This is a genomic window from Pseudomonas sp. 09C 129, from assembly GCF_002843625.1.
GTDB classification, from domain to species: domain Bacteria; phylum Pseudomonadota; class Gammaproteobacteria; order Pseudomonadales; family Pseudomonadaceae; genus Aquipseudomonas; species Aquipseudomonas chlororaphis.
Genome location: NZ_CP025261.1, coordinates 2943591 through 2961872 on the forward strand (window position 1 = coordinate 2943591; position 18282 = coordinate 2961872).

Here is an 18282-nt window from a genome sequence, read left to right on the forward strand (position 1 = left end):
AAAAATCATTTAAAAATAAAATTGTTATAAATCAATAATTTGAAAAATAATTCGCCGAGAAAAATAAAACTGGCACAGCGGCTGCAATCTCTCTGGCAACGAACAAGACAACAGAGCGAGACGCCAAGATGGCCAACTTCCAGCTGTTCAACACCCAACAGGCCAAAGCGCCAGCGAGCAACACCCTGAACGCCGCCCAGGCCCCGGCCTATGCCTACAACGCCAAGCACCGCCTGGCCCAACTGGCGGTGACCGGTTGCTTGAACTCGACTTTCTACACCTCGCCCGAAGGCCAGCTGGAAGCGGTGCTGCAACTGGTGAACGAAGTCGACAGCCGTTTCGTCGCCCAGGCCGCGCGTTACGCTCGGCAACAGGGTCATATGAAAGACATGCCGGCCTTGCTGCTGGCGGCGCTGACCGCGCAACGCTCGGCCTTGGTGCCGGAGCTGTTCGCCCAGGTGGTGGACAACGGCAAGATGCTGCGCAACTTCGTGCAGATCCTGCGCAGCGGGGCGACCGGGCGTAAATCCCTGGGGTCGCAGCCCAAGCGTCTGGTACAGAACTGGTTGAACAGCGCCACCGAGCGCCAGCTGTTGCAGGCCTCGGTGGGCAACCAGCCGTCGCTGGCGGACGTGGTCAAGATGGTTCACCCCAAGCCAGGCGAGGCCTGGCGCGCAGCCTTCTTCGCCTGGTTGATCGGCAAGCCGGTGGAGGTGCAGGCGTTGCCCGAGCTGACCCGCGCCTTGCTGGCCTTTCGCAGCGGTGCGACCACGGCGGTGCCGCAGGTGCCGTTCCAGTTGCTCGGCAATGAAACCCTGAGCCGCGAGCAATGGGCCGAACAGGCGCACAATATGGGCTGGCAGGGGCTGCGCATGAACCTCAATACCCTGGCCCGCCACGGTGCGTTCCAGGTGCCGGGTTGCACCGAGTATGTGGCGGCGCGGCTGGCGGATGCCGCCGAGGTGGCCAAGGCCCGGGTCTACCCGTACCAGTTGCTGGCGGCCTACCGCATGGCCGGGGACGAGGTGCCGCAACCGGTGCGCGAGGCGTTGCAGGATGCCCTGGAGCTGTCGCTGGCCAACGTGCCGGCGCTGCAAGGCGCGGTGGTGGTGTGCCCGGATGTCTCGGGGTCGATGCACAGCCCGGTCACCGGTTATCGCCAGGGCGCCACCACGGCGGTGCGTTGCATCGATGTGGCGGCCCTGGTGGCGGCAGCGGTGTTGCGCAAGCAGCCGGCGGCGCGGGTCATGCCGTTCGAGGTCGGGGTGGTGGATATCCGCCTCAACCCGCGGGACAGCGTGATGAGCAATGCGCAGAAACTGGCGGCCATCGGCGGTGGCGGGACCAACTGCTCGGCGCCCCTGGCACAACTGGCCAACGCCAAGTGCAAGGTGGACACCCTGATCCTGGTCTCGGACAACGAGTCGTGGATCGATGCGCGGCGCCATGGCGCCACCGAAACCCTGCGCCAGTGGGAGCGGATCAAGGCCATCAACCCGCAGGCGCGGCTGGTGTGCATCGATATGCAACCCGGGGCCACCACCCAGGCGCCGGACCGCGAGGACATCCTCAACGTCGGCGGTTTCAGTGACGCGGTGTTCGATGTGATCCAGCAGTTCACCGCGGGCAACTACGGTGCGCAGCACTGGGTCGAGGCGATCGAGGCGATGGCGCCCTGATCGGCAAGGCATGAGATAAACCGTGCGCCGCTCACCCGGCGCACGCCGAAGAATTTTTGTTCATAGGCCCCGAATGCCGCTGTGACTACATCCAAAGACGTCCCAGCAAATCTTGTCAGGGCCTGTGAAGGCACGAATGCCAGTGGCTGTACATCATGGTTATGCCGGTTCGATTCCGGCGATCAGTCACCTCATTTGTCGTGCCACCTTTTTTGCGGTTTCAGCGACGAATGCTGATGGAACTACATCCCAGATTCGTGATGCGGGTTCGAGTCCCGCCGGTGCCTGAAAAGGCGCCGTAGTTCAAAGGTCAGAACACGAGTGCACTGTTTCATCGACCCTTGTCGTCGCAGTTTTTTCTCCCGCCCGAGCGGGATGGCAGCGAATGCCACAGGTACTACATCGTGTCGCGGGTTCGAACCCCGCCAGCCGCAAGGCTGTAGCTCAGTCGGTAGAGCGCATGTGCCTGTTCTCTTGTCGCTGCCTGCAGGCCTGGCCTGCACCGATTGACCCGGCGAATGCCGGTGGAACTACAGGACAGCGTGGTCGCGGGTTCGATTCCCGCCAACCGCAAGGGGCTAGCTCAGTGGCAGAGCGCGCTGCATGTTCCGCCTTCACTGGTCGCCGTTTTATGCCGGACCACCGGCCACCGAACAAGGCTGGATTTTCAGCCACAGAAAAAAGAGTCAGGAACATGGAACACAAGACCTACCAACTGCTGGAAGTCGCCAACGGCAAGCCGATCAAGATGTGGACCGAGGGCGTGCCCGTGGAAAACGAAGCCCGCCAGCAATTGATGAACACCGCGAAGATGCCGTTCATCTTCAAGCACCTGGCGGTGATGCCGGATGTGCACCTGGGCAAGGGCTCGACCATCGGCAGCGTGATCCCCACCCTGGGCGCGATCATCCCGGCGGCGGTCGGGGTGGATATCGGCTGCGGTATGATCGCCGCCCGCACCTCGCTGACCGCAGCCGACCTGCCGGATAACCTGCACGGTTTGCGCAGCGCCATCGAACAGGCGGTGCCCCATGGCCGCACCTCGCCGCGCAGCGGCCGCGACAAGGGCGCCTGGGGCGACGTGCCGCGCCAGGCCGACCACGCCTGGGCGGCCTTGCAGCCACGCTTCAAGGCGATCACCGACAAGTACCCGGCGCTGGCCAACAGCAACAACCGCCAGCACCTGGGCACTCTCGGCGGCGGCAACCACTTCATCGAGGTCTGCCTGGATGAGGCCAACCGGGTCTGGTTCATGCTCCACAGCGGTTCCCGTGGCGTGGGCAACGCCATCGGCAACCTGTTCATCCACCTGGCCCAGGCGGACATGCGCCAGCACATCGCCAATCTGCCGGACCGCGACCTGGCCTACTTCGAGGAAGGCAGCCAGCACTTCGACGATTACGTCGAGGCCGTGGCCTGGGCCCAGGACTTCGCCCGGCACAACCGTGAACTGATGATGCAACTGGTGATCCAGGCCACCCGCAAGGTGATCAACAAGCCTTTCGAGGTGGCGCTGGAGGCCGTGAACTGCCACCACAACTACGTGCAGAAGGAACGCCACTTCGGTGAAGAGGTGCTGGTGACCCGCAAGGGCGCGGTGTCGGCGAAGAAGGGCGAGCTGGGGATCATCCCGGGATCGATGGGCGCCAAGAGCTTCATCGTTCGCGGGCTGGGCAACGAGGAGGCGTTCTGCTCCTGCAGCCACGGCGCCGGGCGCACCATGAGCCGCACCAAGGCCAAGAACACCTTCACCCTGGCCGACCAGATCCGCGCCACTGCCCATGTGGAATGCCGCAAGGACACCGCGGTGATCGATGAAATCCCGATGGCCTACAAGGACATCGACCAAGTCATGCACGCCCAGCGCGAGCTGGTGGAAGTGCTGCACACCCTGCGTCAGGTGGTGTGCGTCAAGGGGTAGAACAATGCACGACATGGACGCAGTGATAGCGGCCCCGCCCAGCTGGCATTACCAGCTGAGCGACTACGAAGCCCGCCGGGTGCGGGAAGTGTTGGACACCCTGGACAGGCACAGCGCCTGGCTGGAACTGAGCCGCTTCGGCAATGGGTTCGTGCGGCAGGCGGCGGTGCGAGGGTTGTCCGCGCAGCCATCGGCCGAGGCTTTGGCCGCCTTGCTGGAACGCCTCAACGATTGGGTGCCCCAGGTTCGCCAGGAGGCGGCCGCGGCCGTCGAGGCGTATTGGGCGCCGGAGCACGCCGGGCTGCTGTTGCAGACCCTGGCACCGTTGCTGGCCCTTACCAGCAAGCAGCGGGCCGACCACGGCGCGACTCTGGAGCGGGCCACCACGGTGTTGCAACTGGCCCAGGTGCGCGACGAAGTGCAAGGGGCCTTTGGCGATTGCCGGGGCAAGGCCGCGCGCTTTGTCTTCGAGCTGTTGCTCAAGGGCGTCGAGGACCGGCCGGCGCTGCTGGCCATGGCGTTGCGCCACCCCGAGGTCAGCGTGCGGCAGATGGCAGTGGATGCCTGCGCCGAACTGCCCGACGAGCAGGCGGTGCCTTTGCTGGAAGCGGTGATGCGCAGCTGTGGCGCCAGTGTGCGGGTCAAGGCGTTGCGGCTGCTGTTGTCACGCTTGGCCGATTGTCGCGGGTACCTGGCGCAGGCCCTGCTCGACCCTTCGGGGGCCTTGCGTTGCCTGGCCCATTGGGCCGCGCCACGCCATGGGCTGGACCCACGGCAAGTGCTGCTGGACCGGTTGCAGCAGCCGGCTCCGGGCAACAAGCGCCAGTGGCTGGGCCTGCTGGGGCTGGTCAAGGAACTGCGGGAGCCGCAGGCCGACGCCATGCTGCACCAAGCCCTGGCCTCCAAGGCGCTGACGGTGCGCCTGCTGGCCCTGCAAACCCTCGGCGAACGTGGCCTGGCCCAGCAGCTGGCGGCCCTGGACGATCCGTCGGACAAGGTCTTCGACTGCACCCTCGGCCTGCTGCGCGAGCAGCCCTGGGCGGCGTTCGAAGAGGCCCTGGAACAGCGTCTGGACCAGCACTGGCATGCGCTGCCGCAGGCGCGTCGCTGGGCCTTGCTGGGGCTCAAGCCGGGCTGGCGCCAGTTGCAATACCTGCTGTGTCGCCTGGATCGGGCGGGCAGCGAAGCCGCTTATTGGCGCGAGGCCCTGGCCCGTTGGTGCGATGCCCGCTACGCGATGTTCGACCCGGTAACCCCCAAGCCACTGCGAGAAGCACTGGCGCAGCGGTTGCAGGCGATGGAGGAGGCCGGTGAAGTGCCTCGCGGATCGCTCAAGCGCCTGTTGTGAATACCGATGTACAAGGCGATCAGGCCAGCGCTGAGGTGCTGGCGATCGTTGATTGAACAGGACAAGGAATCATGCAATTCAATGAACGCTACCCGCTGAGCAGCGCCATGCGCGAGCGGGTACTGGATGAGCTGGCGCGGATCGAGCGCGAGCGTAACGTGCAGGTGTTGTATGCCTGCGAATCGGGCAGCCGGGCCTGGGGTTTTGCCTCCACCGACAGCGATTACGATGTGCGGTTCGTCTATGTGGAGAAGCCCGAGTGGTTCATCCAGGTGGACACCGGGCGGGACGTGATCGAGCGGCCGCTGGACGACGAGCTGGACATCAGCGGCTGGGAATTGCGCAAGACCCTCGGGTTGCTGCGCAAGTCCAACCCGACCCTGCTGGAGTGGCTGGATTCGCCCCTGGTGTATCGCAGCGAGCCGGCGGCAACCGCGCGCCTGCGAGAGTTGGCGGAGGCCTTCTACAGTCCGCCGGCGGCCCGTAATCATTACCTGTCGATGGCCAGGAAGAACTTCCGTGGCTACCTGCAAGGCGACAGCGTGCGGTTCAAGAAGTACTTCTACGTGCTCCGGCCGTTGCTGGCGGTGCGCTGGATCGATCAGGGGCGCGGCCGACCACCGATGACCTTCGCCGAGCTGCTGGGCACCGTCGACCATCGGCCACTGCTGGACGAAGTGGATGAGTTGCTGGCCTTGAAACGCAGCGCCGACGAGGCCGCTTACGGGCCGCGGCGCCCGGCGCTGCACGCCTTTATCGCCGCCGAACTGGAGCGCCCGGTGCCCAAGCTGGCGCGCACCCATCAAGACAACGCTGTGCTGGACGCCTACTTGCGAGACAGCGTCCGGCACTACGCCTGAGGAATGTGATGAAACAGGAAGTCATCGAACTGGACGGCGCCATTGGCGGCGGCCAGGTCCTGCGCAGTGCCCTGAGCCTGTCGATGCTCACCGGCAAGACCCTGCGCATCCACAACATACGGGCCCGGCGCAGTCGCCCGGGGTTGCTGCGCCAGCACCTGACCGCGGTGCTGGCGGCCGCGCAGGTCTGCGCGGCCAGGGTCTCGGGCGCCGAGCTGGGTTCCCGGGCGCTGACCTTCGAACCGGGGCCGATTCGCGGTGGCGACTACCGTTTCGCCATCGGCACCGCCGGCAGCTGCACCCTGGTGTTGCAGACCCTGCTGCCGGCCCTGTTGCAAGCCCCGGAGCCCAGCCGCGTGAGCATCAGCGGCGGCACCCACAACCCGCTGGCGCCGCCGGTGGATTTCCTCCAGCAGGCCTGGCTGCCGCAACTGCGGCGCATGGGTGGGCAGGTGGAGTTGCAGCTGCTGCGCCATGGTTTCGTTCCTGCCGGCGGTGGCGAACTGCAAGCCTTTATCCAGCCCTCGACCCTGCAACCCCTGCACCTGGAACAGCGTGGCGAGCTGCTCGGGCGTCGGGCCTGGGCCTTGAGCGCCGGCCTGCCGGAGCATGTGGCGGAGCGCGAATTGCGCCGGGTCGGCACTCGCCTGGAGCTGCCTCGGGAACACCTGAGCCCGGTGCGCCTGGATGAGCAATGCGGCCCGGGCAACGTGCTGTTGCTGGAGTTCGTCTTCGAGCACCTGACCGAGCTGTTCAGCGGTTTTGGCCAGAGCAGCCTGCGGGCCGAAAGCGTGGCCGATCGGGCCATCGACCAGGCCCGCGAGTGGCTGGATTCCGGTGCGGCGGTGGCCGAGCACCTGGCGGACCAACTGCTGCTGCCCATGGCCCTGGCCGGCGGCGGAAGCTTCACCACCCCGCGCATGAGCGAGCACCTGCAGAGCAATATCCGGGTGATCGAGGCATTTTTACCGGTGCGTATCGACTGTTCGACGGGCGCTCACGGGGTGCTGCGCATCGAGGTTCTATCCCTACATCATTGAGCTTGTCCATCACCAGACCCGGTTCTCTGCTTGCGGCAAGTTCTTACAGGTCAAGGCCGGGATGCGGCTGGAGATCGAACGCTTTGGGATGCTCAATCGCTTGATCCATTTCCTGGTGCGGCGCATGCGGGCTCCCGAGCCGCTGAGCCTTTACCTTTTGAGCTACCGTGGAAGCGTTCTGCGCGTGCCGGCCGAGGCTGTTCACCAGCATCCGACCTATCGCCTCGCGGACTTCCAGCACTGGAGTGAACAACCCACGTAAGCCACCCGTCAGATGTAAGGCCCAGTCAAGCGAGGGGATGGTCATGTATCAACTTTATGGGACACAAGGCTCCGGCTCGGCCATCGTCGAGATCGCCCTGGAGTGTTGCCAGGTGCCGTACCGTATCGTCGAAGCCTCGTCCTGGGCGCCGTCGCCCGGGGCCGATGAGCTGGCGCGGCTCAACCCGCTGAAACAGGTCCCGACCCTGCAACTGCCGGACGGCAGTGTCCTCACCGAGAGCGCGGCGATCCTGATCGAGCTGGGTTTGCGTTATCCACGCTCGGCGCTGCTGCCCGAGGATGAGAGTGCCCGGGCGCAGGCCATTCGCGGCCTGGTGTTTATCGCCGCCAATTGCTACTCGGCGATCAGCGTGATCGATTACCCGGAGCGCTGGCTGCAGGGCGCCGATGAAGCGCTGAGGGCGCGGGTACGGGACGCGGCCCATGAGCGCCTGCACCGCAACTGGGAGGTGTTCGCCGATCAGTTCGCCACGCAGCTGTACGCCAGCGGTTCACCCCTGGCGGCCCTGGATTTCCAGGCGGCGGTGGTGTCGCGCTGGTGCGGCACGCGCGAGCATCTGCGGCGCGAACGCCCCGAGTGTTGTGATCTGCTGGAGCGCATCGACCGCCACCCGCAGGTGGCGCAGGTGCTGGAGCGGCATTGGCCTGGCTGAATACGGCAGGGCGCGAGGCAGCAAAAGCCGTCGATGGTTGGGCGCGAGGCTTTTATACTCGCCGGCTTTCTTCAGGCTCATGTTTCATCGCCTATCGCTCATCTGCCCACTTTCAAGAGGAATGCCCCTTGGCCAACGAAACGGATCAGGATTTCTACAACCGCGCCGATGCGATCATCGAACTGGCAAACACCCATATCGGCGACAGCAGCCGCGGCAAGGCCAGTGCCTCGCTGATGTACGCCAACTCGCGTTTCGCCGCCTGGGTCAGCGCCTGCGGTTGCCGCAACGCCGAAGAACTGGCGGCGGCCAAGCAGCAGGCGGTGGATTATTTCGTCGAGGAATTCCGCCTGATGATGGAAGAGAACCTCACCGACTACATCGAGAATTTCTCGCGGTACATGAACCCCCAGCAAGACTGAATCCTTCCCCCCGACAGGCTTCACAGCCCAGCTGTGAAGCTGCCCCCGCACTCGACTCCTGGCTCTTCGGAGCATGGGCGCTCCGCGGTTTTTTATAGCCTCGTGGCGTCTGCATCTGGCCGTGCATAGCGCTTTGATCTGAGGGCGGCGGGGCCGCGGCAACCGCTGGTCCAGTTGTCTCCCGGGCGTCCCGGGAGCCGGCAATCGCTCGACTACACTGCGCCTGCGGCAGGCAATCCAGGGGTGTTGAATATCCCTCCGGGATGAGCACGGTCATGAGTTGCCAAGGCATTGCTGCGTCAGTGGTTACACCCAGGAACCTACCCAATCAGCAAGGAGTGCCAAACATGATCGTTCTTCCTCAACGTGTGATTGAAAACGGTACTGTCATCTCGCTACGCGGCGACTCGGGCAACTACATGTCGCGGATGGGCGCGACCGGGCTCGAACTGTCCAAGGGCGCCATCGACCAGTACTGCAAGTTCAGGGTCACCCTGATCCAGATCGGTAACGACAAGAAGCTGGCATTGCAGGGCGACACCAACAAGTTCATGTCGCGGATGGGGGCGACGGGGCTTGAACTGTCCAAGGACAGCATCGATCAGTACTGCCAGTTCTCCTATGCCATCGACACCGCCAGCGGGCAGATTTCCCTGCGTGGCGACAACGGCAAGTGGATGTCGCGCATGGGCGAGACCGGGCTTGAGCTGTCCAAGGACGGCATCGATCGCTACAGCCAGTTCCTGGTGGTGGTCGAGGGCTAGCGCCAGGCGGTACTCGGCGTCGGGGCAGGCTTCTTGATTGGCGTGGCCAGCACTCCAGCGTCTGGCCACGAAGTCCCGGCGTCGATCAAGGGGCGATGTCTGGAAGGGGGGACAGGCAGATCGTCCCCCGCTTACCTGTGACGTTGCGTCTCAGGCCCTTACAACCCCATCTCCAGTTCCAGCAGGTCCGCCAGCGGCTGGCGCCGGCGGATCAGTTTCACCTGGCCATCCTCGAACAGCACCTCCGGCAGCAGCGGCCGGCTGTTGTAGTTGGAGGACATGCTGGCGCCATAGGCTCCGGTGTCGTGGATCACCAGCAGGTCGCCGACCCGGGCCTGGGGCAGCAACTGCGGGGTCAGGCTTTCGTCGTCCTGGGTGAAGATATCGCCGGACTCGCACAGCGGGCCGCCGACCACAGTGGGCCGCAGTGGACGCTGCACCGCCTGGCCGTTGGCGTCGATCAGGCTCATGGCGTGATAGGCGCCGTACATGGCCGGGCGCATCAAGTCGTTGAAGCCGGTGTCGGCCAGCACGAAGTGATGATTGCCGGCGTCTTTCACCACCCGCACTTCGCTGACCAGGCAGCCGGCCTCGGCCACCAGGAAACGCCCGGGTTCGATTTCCATGCGCACGCCGTGGCCGAGCCAGGCTTCGATTTCCTCGCGGGCCTGGCGCCAGGCATTGGCATAGCGTCGCACGTCCACCGGCTCATCGCCCACGCGGTACGGGGTGGACAGGCCGCCGCCGATGGAGAAGGCCTCGATGTCGTGGTCCAGGGACTTGACCGCCGCCACCATGGCGGCGCCAACCTGTTCCAGGTGCCCGTAGTCCACGCCGGAGCCGATGTGCATGTGCAGGCCCACCAGCTTCAGGCCGTACTGGCGGATCACCGCCAGGGCTTCGCCGACCTGTTCGTGCCAGATGCCGTGCTTGCTGTTTTCACCGCCGGTGTTGGTCTTGCGGCTATGGCCGTGGCCGAAGCCCGGGTTGATCCGCAGCCACACGCGGTGGCCCGGGGATTTCTCACCAAGCTGGCGCAGCATGTCGATGGAACCGGCGTTGACCTCGATGTTCAGCTCCACCACCCGTTGCAGGGTGGCGGTGTCGAACAGGTCGCAGGTGAAGACGATGCCGGCCGGATCGCCTTGCGGGCTGAAACCGGCCAGCAAGGCCCGCTCGATTTCCCCCAGGGACACCGCGTCCACCCGCACCCCGGCCTCGCGGATCAGGCGCAGCACCTGCAGGTTGGAGCAGGCTTTCTGCGCGTAACGCACCACGTCGAAGGCCTTCAATTGCTGGATGCGCACCTTGATGGTCCGCGCGTCGTAGCACCACAACGGGGTGCCGTACTGGCGGGCGGCGGCGGTCAGTTGCTCGGGAGAAAAGGGAATGGCCATGGCAATCGTCTGTGGCGAGGAGGGAGGCCTGCATGATGCCGAGGGTGATGTATTCAATAAAATATCTATTCTTTGTGTCTCGATTCAGTTTTGATATGGACTGTGTAAATCAACGTCTCAAACCAAGGAGCGAGCGGTGGACATTTCCCTGCGCCATATCGAGGTGTTCCGCGCCATCATGCAGGCCGGCAGCGTCACCGGCGCCGCGCGCCTGCTGTTCACCTCGCAACCCACGGTCAGCCGCGAGCTGGCGCGGCTGGAGAGCCTGTCCGGGCTGAGCCTGTTCGACCGCGAGGGCGGCCGCCTGCTGCCGACCGCCCAGGCCATGCTGTTGCTGGAAGAAGTGGAGCGCGCCTATGTCGGCCTGGAGCGGATCAACAGCGTGGCGCAATCGATCCGCCGCTTCGAGCACGGCCAATTGAGCCTGACCTGCCTGCCGCTGTTCTCCCAGACCCTGCTGCCGCGGGTGTGCAAGCACTTCCAGGAGCAACACGCCGGCATCGGCCTGAGCATCACCGCCCAGGAATCGCCCTTGCTCGAAGAGTCCCTCAGCGCCCAGCGCCACGACCTGGGCCTGACCGAAAGCGAGCACCTGCCACGGGGCACCCAGGGCGAACTGCTGTTTTGCGCCGACATGGTGTGCATCCTGCCGGAAGGGCACCCGTTGCTGGCCAAGCCGCTGCTGCACAGCGAAGACTTTCGCGGGGTGGATTTCATCAACCTGTCAGGCCTGGACATTTATCGTCAGACCCTCGACGAGCATTTTCGCCAGGCCGGCGTCGACCGCCGGGTGGTGATCGAGACCACCAATGCCGCCTCGGTCTGCGCCATGGTGCGCCAGCAACTGGGGGTGGCGATCATCAACCCGCTGAGCGCCATGGAGGAGGCGGGCAGGGGCCTGGCGATCCGCCCGCTGCAGTTGTCGGTGCCGTACCGGGTCATGCTGATCCGCCCGGATTTCCGGCCGTCATCGATTTTCGTCGAGGCCTTCTGCGCCTCCTTGAAACAGGAAGCCTCGGTGTTGGCCGCCGCCCTCGAGCGCCGGCTGCGACGGGAGTGAAGGCAGCAGGGCCGCCGTTGTGCGCCTAGGCTTGAAGCGACCGGTAGCGTTTGTACCCCTTGAGGACTGTCTGTCATGTCGGAACCTGCAATGAGCGACACCGGAAAGCCCCTGAGCCGCGGCATTCCGCGCACGGTCTGGGCGCTGGGATTCGTCAGCCTGTTCATGGACGTGTCGTCCGAGCTGGTGCACAGCCTGTTGCCGCTGTACATGGTCGGCACCCTGGGCATCAGCATGCTGGCGGTCGGCATCATCGAAGGGGTGGCGGAAGCCACGGCGCTGATCGTGAAAGTCTTTTCCGGCGCCCTCAGCGACTTTATCGGCCGGCGCAAGGAACTGCTGCTACTGGGTTACGGCCTGGCGGCGCTGACCAAACCGCTGTTCCCCCTGGCGAGCTCGGCGGAACTGGTGTTCAGCGCGCGCCTGCTGGACCGCATCGGCAAGGGCATTCGCGGCGCGCCACGGGATGCCCTGGTGGCGGACGTGGCCCCGGCACAAATTCGCGGCGCCTGTTTTGGCCTGCGCCAGTCGCTGGACACCGTGGGGGCGTTCCTCGGCCCGATCCTGGCCATCGGCCTGATGCTATGGCTGGCCAACGATATCGCCCAGGTTTTGTGGCTGGCGGTGATTCCCGCGGCGCTGGCCGTGGCCCTGTTGGTCTTCGCCATCCGCGAACCCGAGCACGCCCCTGGCAGCCGGCACTTCCAGTCGCCATTGCGGCTGGCCTCGCTGCGGCGGTTTTCCCGGCATTACTGGTGGGTGGTGGCCATCGGCGCGGCCTTCACCCTGGCCCGTTTCAGTGAGGCGTTCCTGGTGCTGCGGGCCCAGCAACTGGGCTTCTCCGCCGCCTGGGTGCCGCTGGTGATGGTGGTCATGGCCGGGTTCTACATGGTCTCGGCCTATCCGGTCGGCAAATGGTCGGACCGCATCAACCGCAGCGCCTTGCTCAGCGTCGGCCTGCTGTTGCTGATCCTCGCCGACCTGGTGCTGGCCTATGCCGAATCGGTGCCGCTGGTTCTGCTCGGCGTCGCCCTGTGGGGCCTGCACATGGGCTTCAGTCAGGGCATCCTCGCCACCCTGGTGGCCGACACCACGCCCGCCGACCTCAAGGGCACGGCCTTCGGTGTGTTCAACCTGTTGAGCGGAATGGCCCTGCTGCTGGCCAGCGTGATCGCCGGCTGGCTGTGGCAGGCCCATGGCGCGGCGCTGACGTTCTACGCCGGAGCGGGGTTTGCCGGCTTGTCGCTGCTGTTGCTGATGGGCAAGCCTAAGTCGCAGTGACAGCCTCAGGGGGGCAAGGCGCTAATGGCTCCCGCCGGGCTGATCGGCCGACAGGTTCCAGACAATCGAGCTGAGGATGCCCAGGTCGAGCAACAGGGCCTGTGAGCGCAGGACCTTGCGCAAGGATGGGTAGTCAGCCTTGGTCGCCTTGAAGCTGGACCTTTCCAGCACATGGATATGCCTGGTCACCACAGTGACGGCCAGGCTGGCCAGCTGTTTCTCAGTGTCGGGCACCGCGATATCCAACTCTTGCAAGCGGTTCTGGAAGGCGCTGATGGCGTCTTTTTCACTGTCATCCCGGGGCTGGTAGAGGATCTTCTGCTCGGGGGCGCTTGCAGTGACTTTCTTGTACAGGGCGACCGACTCGTTGAAGTGCTCCAGGGCCGCTGCCTTGGCCTCGGTGGCATGCAGGGTGTCCCGCAGTTCGAGGTACATCAGCATTTCGTGGAATTTCTGCAAGCCTCGGTGCAGCTCGGCGCCGGCGTTGGTCGAGAGTTTCTCGAGTCCTTTTCTGTCCGCGTCGAAGGAGGGGCCGGCACTGGCCTGGAGGCTGGCCAGCCCCGCCAGCACTATGCAAAAGCCGGTGTAGAGCAGGCATCTGATCGGGCGCATGTTCCGCTCCTCGTTATCGGGTCGATGAAGCAGGCAAAGGACTGGGTGGCATACCGGGCTCTGCCCATGCAGGCTTGAGCGCTGTGATCCGGCTTCGACGGATAAGGCTCCACGCACCGGCCTGGACTGTTTCAGCCGTGAGTCAGTGGGCAGGAAGGAGCGGAAAACGAGTTTCGCCAGCCGCATGAGTTGAATGTAGCTGACGGATGGGTGGCTGCCAGCGGCCTCTGTCCGGCGTCTGCCGGGCCGCAAAATGAACCCGGCGCACCATGGGGTGCGCCGGGCGTATTGCCGGCCAGCCGCCGGATGTCGTGGGTCCGAGGGCCGGCCGTGGTGCGCGGTAAGCGTTAGCGTTCGATGGCCAATGCCACGCCCTGGCCGCCGCCGATGCACAAGGTCGCCAGGCCTTTTTTGGCATCGCGCTTGAGCATTTCATGCAGCAGGGTCACCAGCACCCTGCAGCCCGAGGCGCCGATCGGGTGGCCGAGGGCGATGGCGCCGCCGTTGACGTTGACCTTGCTCGCGTCCCAGCCCAGCTCCTTGCCCACCGACAGCGCCTGGGCGGCGAAGGCTTCGTTGGCTTCGATCAGGTCCAGCTGCTCCAGGGACCAGCCGGCCTTGTCCAGGCAGCGGCGGGTGGCCGACACCGGGCCGATGCCCATGATCGCCGGGTCGACGCCGGCGTTGGCGTAGGCAGCGATCTTCGCCAGCACCGGCAGGCCCAGAGCCCGGGCCTTGGCGGCGCTCATCAGGATCACCGCGGCGGCGCCGTCGTTGAGCGACGAGGCGTTGCCGGCGGTGACCGTGCCGTCTTTCTTGAAGGCCGGCTTGAGCTTGCCCAGGGATTCGGCGGTGGTGCCGGCGCGCGGCTGCTCGTCGGTGGCGAAGGCCACAGGCTCGCCCTTGCGCTGGGGAATCAGGATCGGGGTGATCTCATCGACGAAACGTCCGCCCTCGATGGCGGCCACGGCCTTCTGCTGCGAGGCGGCGGCAAAGGCGTCCTGGGCTTCGCGGCTGATGGCGTATTTGTCCACCAGGTTCTCGGCGGTGATGCCCATGTGGTAGTCGTTGAAGGCGTCCCACAGGCCGTCGCTGATCATGGTGTCGATCATCTGGCTGTGGCCCATGCGCAGGCCGGTGCGGGCACCGGGCAGCACGTAATTGGCCAGGCTCATGTTCTCCTGGCCGCCGGCGATGATCACCTCGGCGTCGCCGCAGCGGATCGCCTGGGCGCCCAGGTGCAGGGCCTTGAGGCCGGAGCCGCAGACCTTGTTCAGGGTCAGCGCCGGCACGGCGTGGGGCAGGCCGGCCTTGATCGCGGCCTGGCGCGCGGGGTTCTGCCCGGCGCCGGCGGTGAGCACCTGGCCCATGATCACCTCATCGACCTGGGCGCCGTCCAGGCCGGTCTGGGCCAGCAGCTGGCGGATCACCGCGGCGCCGAGATCGACCGCGGGAATGTTCGCCAGCGAACCCTGGAAACTGCCGACCGCGGTGCGGGTGGCGGCAACGATTACGACGTCTTGCATGGTCTGGTTGCTCCTCAGGCGAACTGCATTTCAGGCACGTGGGCCGGCACGATCAGCTTGCCGGCGGTCTTGCTGACGATTTCCTCGACACTCACGCCCGGGGCGCGCTCCTTGAGGATGAACGCGCCGTTCTCGATCTCCAGGTAAGCCAGGTCGGTCAGCACGCGCTTGATGCAGTTGGCGCCGGTCAGCGGCAGGCTGCAGCGCGACAGCAGTTTCGACTCGCCGTCTTTCGAGGCGTGGGTCATGGTGACGATGATGTTGTCCGCGCCGGCCACCAGGTCCATGGCGCCGCCCATGCCCTTGACCAGCTTGCCGGGGATCATCCACGAGGCGATGTTGCCCTGCACATCGACCTCGAAGGCGCCGAGCACGGTGAGGTCGATATGGCCGCCACGGATCATCGCGAAGGATTCGGCGGAAGAGAAAATCGACGCGCCGATGCGCGCGGTGACGGTCTGTTTGCCGGCGTTGATCATGTCCGCATCGACTTCGTCGTCGGTGGGGAAGGCGCCCATGCCGAGCAGGCCGTTTTCCGATTGCAGCATCACTTCCATGCCGTCGGGGATGTAGTTGGCCACCAGGGTCGGGATGCCGATGCCGAGGTTCACGTAGAAGCCGTCCTGCAGTTCGCGGGCGACGCGTTGAGCCATTTGTTCGCGGGTAAGAGCCATTTTTTATTCTCCGTCAGTCGTTGGGCGGGCGATTACTTGCGCACGGTGCGCTGTTCGATGCGTTTTTCGAACGTGCCGCAAATGATCCGGTCGACGTAGATGCCGGGGGTGTGGATTTGCGTCGGGTCCAGCTCGCCCGGCTCGACGATCTCTTCGACCTCGACCACGGTGATCTTGCCGGCGGTGGCGGCCAGCGGGTTGAAGTTCTGCGCGGTGTGGCGGTAGACCACGTTGCCGAAGTGGTCGGCTTTCCAGCCTTTGACGATGGCGAAGTCGCCGGTGATGGACTCTTCCATCAGGTAGGCGCGGCCATTGAATTCACGGGTTTCCTTGCCGTCGGCGACCGGGGTGCCGACGCCGGTGGCGGTGAAGAAGGCCGGGATGCCGGCGCCACCGGCGCGCATTTTCTCGGCCAGGGTGCCTTGCGGGGTCAGCACCACTTCGATTTCACCGCTCAGCAGTTGCTTCTCGAACAGGGCGTTTTCACCGACGTAGGAGGCCACCACCTTGCTGATCTGCCGGTCTTCCAGCAGCACGCCGAGGCCGAAGCCGTCGACGCCGCAGTTGTTGGAGACCACGGTCAGGTCGCGGGTGCCGCGACGCTTGATCTCGGCGATCAGGTTTTCCGGAATGCCGCACAGGCCGAAGCCGCCGGAGATCACGGTCATGCCGTCCTTGAGACCTTCGAGGGCTTCCTCATAGGACGCTACGCGCTTGTCGAAACCTGCCATCTGCACATCCTCTTGTTATTGGTATTTGCGTTGCCAGCCGGCTGGCTGGCCGTATGAAGAGAGTGAGCCGCAGTGTTGCGCCGAGGCATTCATTTGTTAAGTTTATTTTTAAGGTTGATTGATTTATAAAACAGGATAATTGGCTGCAAGCCACAAGCCACAAGCCACAAGCCACAAGCCGCTTCTAGCTTCTAGCTTCTAGCTTCTAGCTTCTAGCTTCTAGCTTCTAGCTTGCAGCTTGCAGCTTGCAGCTTGCAGCTGCGTCTCTCTTGGAGCTTCCAATGACCGTCAAACAGATCCGCGCCTTTCTGGCCGTGGCCCAGAGCCTGAGTTTTGCCGTGGCCTGCGAACGCCTGCACCTGTCGCAGTCGGCCCTGAGCCTGACCATCAAGGCCCTGGAGGACGGCCTCGGCGGGCGCCTGTTCAGCCGCAATACGCGCAACGTCGCCCTGACCCCGGAAGGCGAGGCGCTGGTGCCCCTGGCGCGGCGCCTGATCGCCGACTGGGACAACGCCGAGGACGAACTGCGCCAGCGCTTCACCCTGCAGCGCGGGCGGGTGACCCTGGCGGCCATGCCGTCCTTTGCCGGCAACCTGCTGCCGCCGATTCTCAAGACCTTTCGCGCGCGCTACCCGCAGGTCAACGTCACGGTCAACGACGTGATCAACGAGCAGGTGCTGGAGATGGTCCGCGACCGCCAGGTGGAATTGGGGGTGGCCTTCGAGCCGCAGCAAAGCGCGTCGCTGCAATTCACCCCGCTGTACATCGACCGCTTCGTCGCCGTGGTGCCCAGCGATTCGCCCCTGGCCGACCTGAAGGACATCGACTGGCAATCGCTGCTGGAACAGCCCTTCATTACCCTGCAACGGCCGTCCACGGTGCGGGTGATGCTCGAAGAGCACCTGCGGGCGCGGGAGATGAAACTGCCGGTGGAATTCGAAAGCCATCAACTGGCGACGGTGGGGCGAATGGTTGCCAGCGGCCTCGGTGTGAGCGCGGTGCCGGCCCTGTGCGCCGGACAGATGCGCGAGCTGGGCGCGCGCTGCATCACCCTGCGCGACCCGGTGGTGGAACGCGCCATCGGCGTGCTGACCAACCCCGGGCATGAACTGTCCAGCGCGGCCCAGGCGCTGTTCGACATTCTGCGCGGGGCCGGTCTGGCCGAGCGCCTGTCGGGGGTTGCCTAGGAGGTCAGGCGCTCGGCCAGCAGCGGCAACAGTTGCTCGCAGGAGGCGGCGATCTTCAGGTCCAGCAGCTCGTCGGCGCGGGTCTTGCCGAAGTTGATGGCGATCAGCGGCTTGCCCTGGTCGGCCATGACCTTGCACAGGCGAAAGGCCGAATAGGCCATCAGCGACGAACCGACCACCAGCAGGCCGGCAGCCTGCTCGATGCTGTGCAGGGCCTTGGCCGCGGTGGCCTGGGCCATGTTTTCGCCGAAGAACACCACATCCGGTTTCAGCCGCTCGCCATCGCAATGAGGGCAGCGGGGCACCTGGAAACGTTCCTCGAACACCGGGTCGAGCAGGGTGTCGCCGTCGGGCGCCTGCACCGCGTCGACGCCGGCCAGGTAGGGATTGTGCAGTTCCAGCAATTGCTGGATCGCCTGCCGATCGCTGCGTTGGTTGCAATCCAGGCAGACCACCCGGTGCAGGTTGCCGTGCAGCTCGATCACGTCGCGGCTGCCGGCCTGGTCGTGCAGGGTGTCGACGTTCTGGGTGATCAAGCCGGCGATTTTCTGCCGCGCCTGTAAATGCGCCAGGGCCTCATGGGCCGCGTTCGGCCGGGCCTGGCGGATCCGCGGCCAGCCGAGCATGGCCCGCGCCCAGTAGCGGCGCCGGGCCTTGGGTTCGGCCAGGAACTCCTGGTACATCATCGGTTGCTGGCCGCGCCGCACGCCGTCGTTGTCGCGGTAGTCGGGAATCCCCGAAGGGGTGCTGATGCCGGCGCCAGTGAGGACCATGAAGGGGCGCTCGGCCATCAGTCGCTGCAGCTGCTCCAGAGGGGTGTCCAGGGTGTCGGTCATGTGCGTCCT

General features: G+C 65.2%; 18 protein-coding genes and 1 tRNA gene. 13 read left to right on the plus strand and 6 right to left on the minus strand.

The window, feature by feature from the left end; all coding sequences use genetic code 11:
- Positions 1 to 128: 128 nt before the first annotated feature.
- The 10 genes from CXQ81_RS13390 to CXQ81_RS13430 all read left to right on the plus strand — a co-directional run bounded on the left by CXQ81_RS13390 (position 129) and on the right by CXQ81_RS13430 (position 8969).
- Positions 129 to 1679, plus strand: a complete 1551-nt coding sequence (locus CXQ81_RS13390; RefSeq protein WP_101337450.1) for an RNA-binding protein — start codon at positions 129 to 131, stop codon at positions 1677 to 1679.
- Positions 1680 to 2112: 433 nt separating this feature from the next.
- Positions 2113 to 2249 (plus strand) — tRNA-OTHER (locus CXQ81_RS31045).
- 124 nt (positions 2250 to 2373) lie between these two features.
- The gene (locus CXQ81_RS13395; RefSeq protein ID WP_101337451.1) at positions 2374 to 3600 is read left to right on the plus strand and encodes an RtcB family protein; all 1227 of its coding nucleotides are present in this window, start codon (positions 2374 to 2376) and stop codon (positions 3598 to 3600) included.
- A 4-nt stretch (positions 3601 to 3604) separates the two neighbouring features.
- The gene (locus tag CXQ81_RS13400; protein WP_101337452.1) at positions 3605 to 4948 is read left to right on the plus strand and encodes a PBS lyase; all 1344 of its coding nucleotides are present in this window, start codon (positions 3605 to 3607) and stop codon (positions 4946 to 4948) included.
- A 71-nt stretch (positions 4949 to 5019) separates the two neighbouring features.
- Entirely contained in the window at positions 5020 to 5808 is a 789-nt protein-coding gene (locus CXQ81_RS13405) for a nucleotidyltransferase domain-containing protein (RefSeq protein ID WP_007932649.1), read from the plus strand.
- 8 nt (positions 5809 to 5816) lie between these two features.
- A complete protein-coding gene (gene rtcA / locus CXQ81_RS13410) occupies positions 5817 to 6848 on the plus strand; it encodes an RNA 3'-terminal phosphate cyclase (protein ID WP_101337453.1) in 1032 nt (343 codons plus the stop codon).
- A 61-nt stretch (positions 6849 to 6909) separates the two neighbouring features.
- Positions 6910 to 7110, plus strand: a complete 201-nt coding sequence (locus CXQ81_RS13415; protein ID WP_256593471.1) for a hypothetical protein — start codon at positions 6910 to 6912, stop codon at positions 7108 to 7110.
- 43 nt (positions 7111 to 7153) lie between these two features.
- Positions 7154 to 7783: a glutathione S-transferase family protein gene (locus tag CXQ81_RS13420; RefSeq protein WP_062826179.1), complete on the plus strand. Its 630-nt coding sequence runs from the start codon at positions 7154 to 7156 to the stop codon at positions 7781 to 7783.
- 128 nt (positions 7784 to 7911) lie between these two features.
- Positions 7912 to 8205, plus strand: a complete 294-nt coding sequence (locus CXQ81_RS13425) for a DUF3144 domain-containing protein (protein ID WP_007932658.1) — start codon at positions 7912 to 7914, stop codon at positions 8203 to 8205.
- Positions 8206 to 8552: 347 nt separating this feature from the next.
- Positions 8553 to 8969: a hypothetical protein gene (locus tag CXQ81_RS13430; RefSeq protein ID WP_007932660.1), complete on the plus strand. Its 417-nt coding sequence runs from the start codon at positions 8553 to 8555 to the stop codon at positions 8967 to 8969.
- Positions 8970 to 9127: 158 nt separating this feature from the next.
- Here CXQ81_RS13430 and lysA read toward each other — a convergent pair whose 3' ends face one another.
- Positions 9128 to 10366: a diaminopimelate decarboxylase gene (gene lysA, locus CXQ81_RS13435; protein WP_087088269.1), complete on the minus strand. Its 1239-nt coding sequence runs from the start codon at positions 10364 to 10366 to the stop codon at positions 9128 to 9130.
- Between the two features lie 136 nt (positions 10367 to 10502).
- On the opposite strand from lysA, the gene CXQ81_RS13440 reads away from it, so the two are divergent.
- Positions 10503 to 11426, plus strand: coding sequence for a LysR family transcriptional regulator (locus CXQ81_RS13440; RefSeq protein WP_007932667.1), 924 nt, complete (start codon positions 10503 to 10505; stop codon positions 11424 to 11426).
- A 90-nt stretch (positions 11427 to 11516) separates the two neighbouring features.
- Positions 11517 to 12707 carry an MFS transporter gene (locus CXQ81_RS13445; RefSeq protein ID WP_371860884.1) on the plus strand — a complete coding sequence of 397 codons (1191 nt, stop codon included), beginning with the start codon at positions 11517 to 11519 and terminating at the stop codon, positions 12705 to 12707.
- 21 nt (positions 12708 to 12728) lie between these two features.
- On the opposite strand, the gene CXQ81_RS13450 is transcribed toward CXQ81_RS13445, so the two are convergent.
- The 4 genes from CXQ81_RS13450 to CXQ81_RS13465 form a co-directional block, all read right to left on the minus strand.
- Complete coding sequence (locus CXQ81_RS13450) at positions 12729 to 13319, minus strand: hypothetical protein (protein WP_101337455.1); 591 nt, start codon at positions 13317 to 13319, stop codon at positions 12729 to 12731.
- Positions 13320 to 13666: 347 nt separating this feature from the next.
- On the minus strand, positions 13667 to 14845 hold the full coding sequence (locus CXQ81_RS13455) for an acetyl-CoA C-acetyltransferase (RefSeq protein WP_009043190.1): 1179 nt from the start codon (positions 14843 to 14845) through the stop codon (positions 13667 to 13669).
- A 14-nt stretch (positions 14846 to 14859) separates the two neighbouring features.
- Positions 14860 to 15519 (minus strand): CoA transferase subunit B, encoded by a 660-nt coding sequence (locus CXQ81_RS13460; protein WP_007920581.1) that lies wholly within the window; start codon positions 15517 to 15519, stop codon positions 14860 to 14862.
- 32 nt (positions 15520 to 15551) lie between these two features.
- A complete protein-coding gene (locus CXQ81_RS13465) occupies positions 15552 to 16250 on the minus strand; it encodes a CoA transferase subunit A (protein ID WP_007920583.1) in 699 nt (232 codons plus the stop codon).
- A gap of 281 nt (positions 16251 to 16531) precedes the next feature.
- Here CXQ81_RS13465 and CXQ81_RS13470 point away from each other — a divergent pair, with 281 nt between their 5' ends.
- The gene (locus CXQ81_RS13470) at positions 16532 to 17437 is read left to right on the plus strand and encodes a LysR family transcriptional regulator (RefSeq protein WP_101337456.1); all 906 of its coding nucleotides are present in this window, start codon (positions 16532 to 16534) and stop codon (positions 17435 to 17437) included.
- Here CXQ81_RS13470 and CXQ81_RS13475 read toward each other — a convergent pair.
- Complete coding sequence (locus CXQ81_RS13475; RefSeq protein WP_007920585.1) at positions 17434 to 18273, minus strand: NAD-dependent protein deacetylase; 840 nt, start codon at positions 18271 to 18273, stop codon at positions 17434 to 17436. The two genes, CXQ81_RS13470 and CXQ81_RS13475, sit on opposite strands and share 4 nt — an antisense overlap.
- Positions 18274 to 18282 lie beyond the last annotated feature (9 nt).

Bases quoted from the DNA above. Each gene is read 5' to 3' on its own strand.
- CXQ81_RS13390 (WP_101337450.1), top strand. From the start codon at position 129: ATGGCCAACTTCCAGCTGTTCAACACCCAACAGGCCAAAGCGCCAGCG.
- CXQ81_RS13395 (WP_101337451.1), top strand. From the start codon at position 2,374: ATGGAACACAAGACCTACCAACTGCTGGAAGTCGCCAACGGCAAGCCG.
- CXQ81_RS13400 (WP_101337452.1), top strand. From the start codon at position 3,605: ATGCACGACATGGACGCAGTGATAGCGGCCCCGCCCAGCTGGCATTAC.
- CXQ81_RS13405 (WP_007932649.1), top strand. From the start codon at position 5,020: ATGCAATTCAATGAACGCTACCCGCTGAGCAGCGCCATGCGCGAGCGG.
- rtcA (WP_101337453.1), top strand. From the start codon at position 5,817: ATGAAACAGGAAGTCATCGAACTGGACGGCGCCATTGGCGGCGGCCAG.
- CXQ81_RS13415 (WP_256593471.1), top strand. From the start codon at position 6,910: ATGCGGCTGGAGATCGAACGCTTTGGGATGCTCAATCGCTTGATCCAT.
- CXQ81_RS13420 (WP_062826179.1), top strand. From the start codon at position 7,154: ATGTATCAACTTTATGGGACACAAGGCTCCGGCTCGGCCATCGTCGAG.
- CXQ81_RS13430 (WP_007932660.1), top strand. From the start codon at position 8,553: ATGATCGTTCTTCCTCAACGTGTGATTGAAAACGGTACTGTCATCTCG.
- lysA (WP_087088269.1), bottom strand. From the start codon at position 10,366: ATGGCCATTCCCTTTTCTCCCGAGCAACTGACCGCCGCCGCCCGCCAG.
- CXQ81_RS13445 (WP_371860884.1), top strand. From the start codon at position 11,517: ATGAGCGACACCGGAAAGCCCCTGAGCCGCGGCATTCCGCGCACGGTC.
- CXQ81_RS13450 (WP_101337455.1), bottom strand. From the start codon at position 13,319: ATGCGCCCGATCAGATGCCTGCTCTACACCGGCTTTTGCATAGTGCTG.
- CXQ81_RS13455 (WP_009043190.1), bottom strand. From the start codon at position 14,845: ATGCAAGACGTCGTAATCGTTGCCGCCACCCGCACCGCGGTCGGCAGT.
- CXQ81_RS13460 (WP_007920581.1), bottom strand. From the start codon at position 15,519: ATGGCTCTTACCCGCGAACAAATGGCTCAACGCGTCGCCCGCGAACTG.
- CXQ81_RS13465 (WP_007920583.1), bottom strand. From the start codon at position 16,250: ATGGCAGGTTTCGACAAGCGCGTAGCGTCCTATGAGGAAGCCCTCGAA.
- CXQ81_RS13470 (WP_101337456.1), top strand. From the start codon at position 16,532: ATGACCGTCAAACAGATCCGCGCCTTTCTGGCCGTGGCCCAGAGCCTG.
- CXQ81_RS13475 (WP_007920585.1), bottom strand. From the start codon at position 18,273: ATGACCGACACCCTGGACACCCCTCTGGAGCAGCTGCAGCGACTGATG.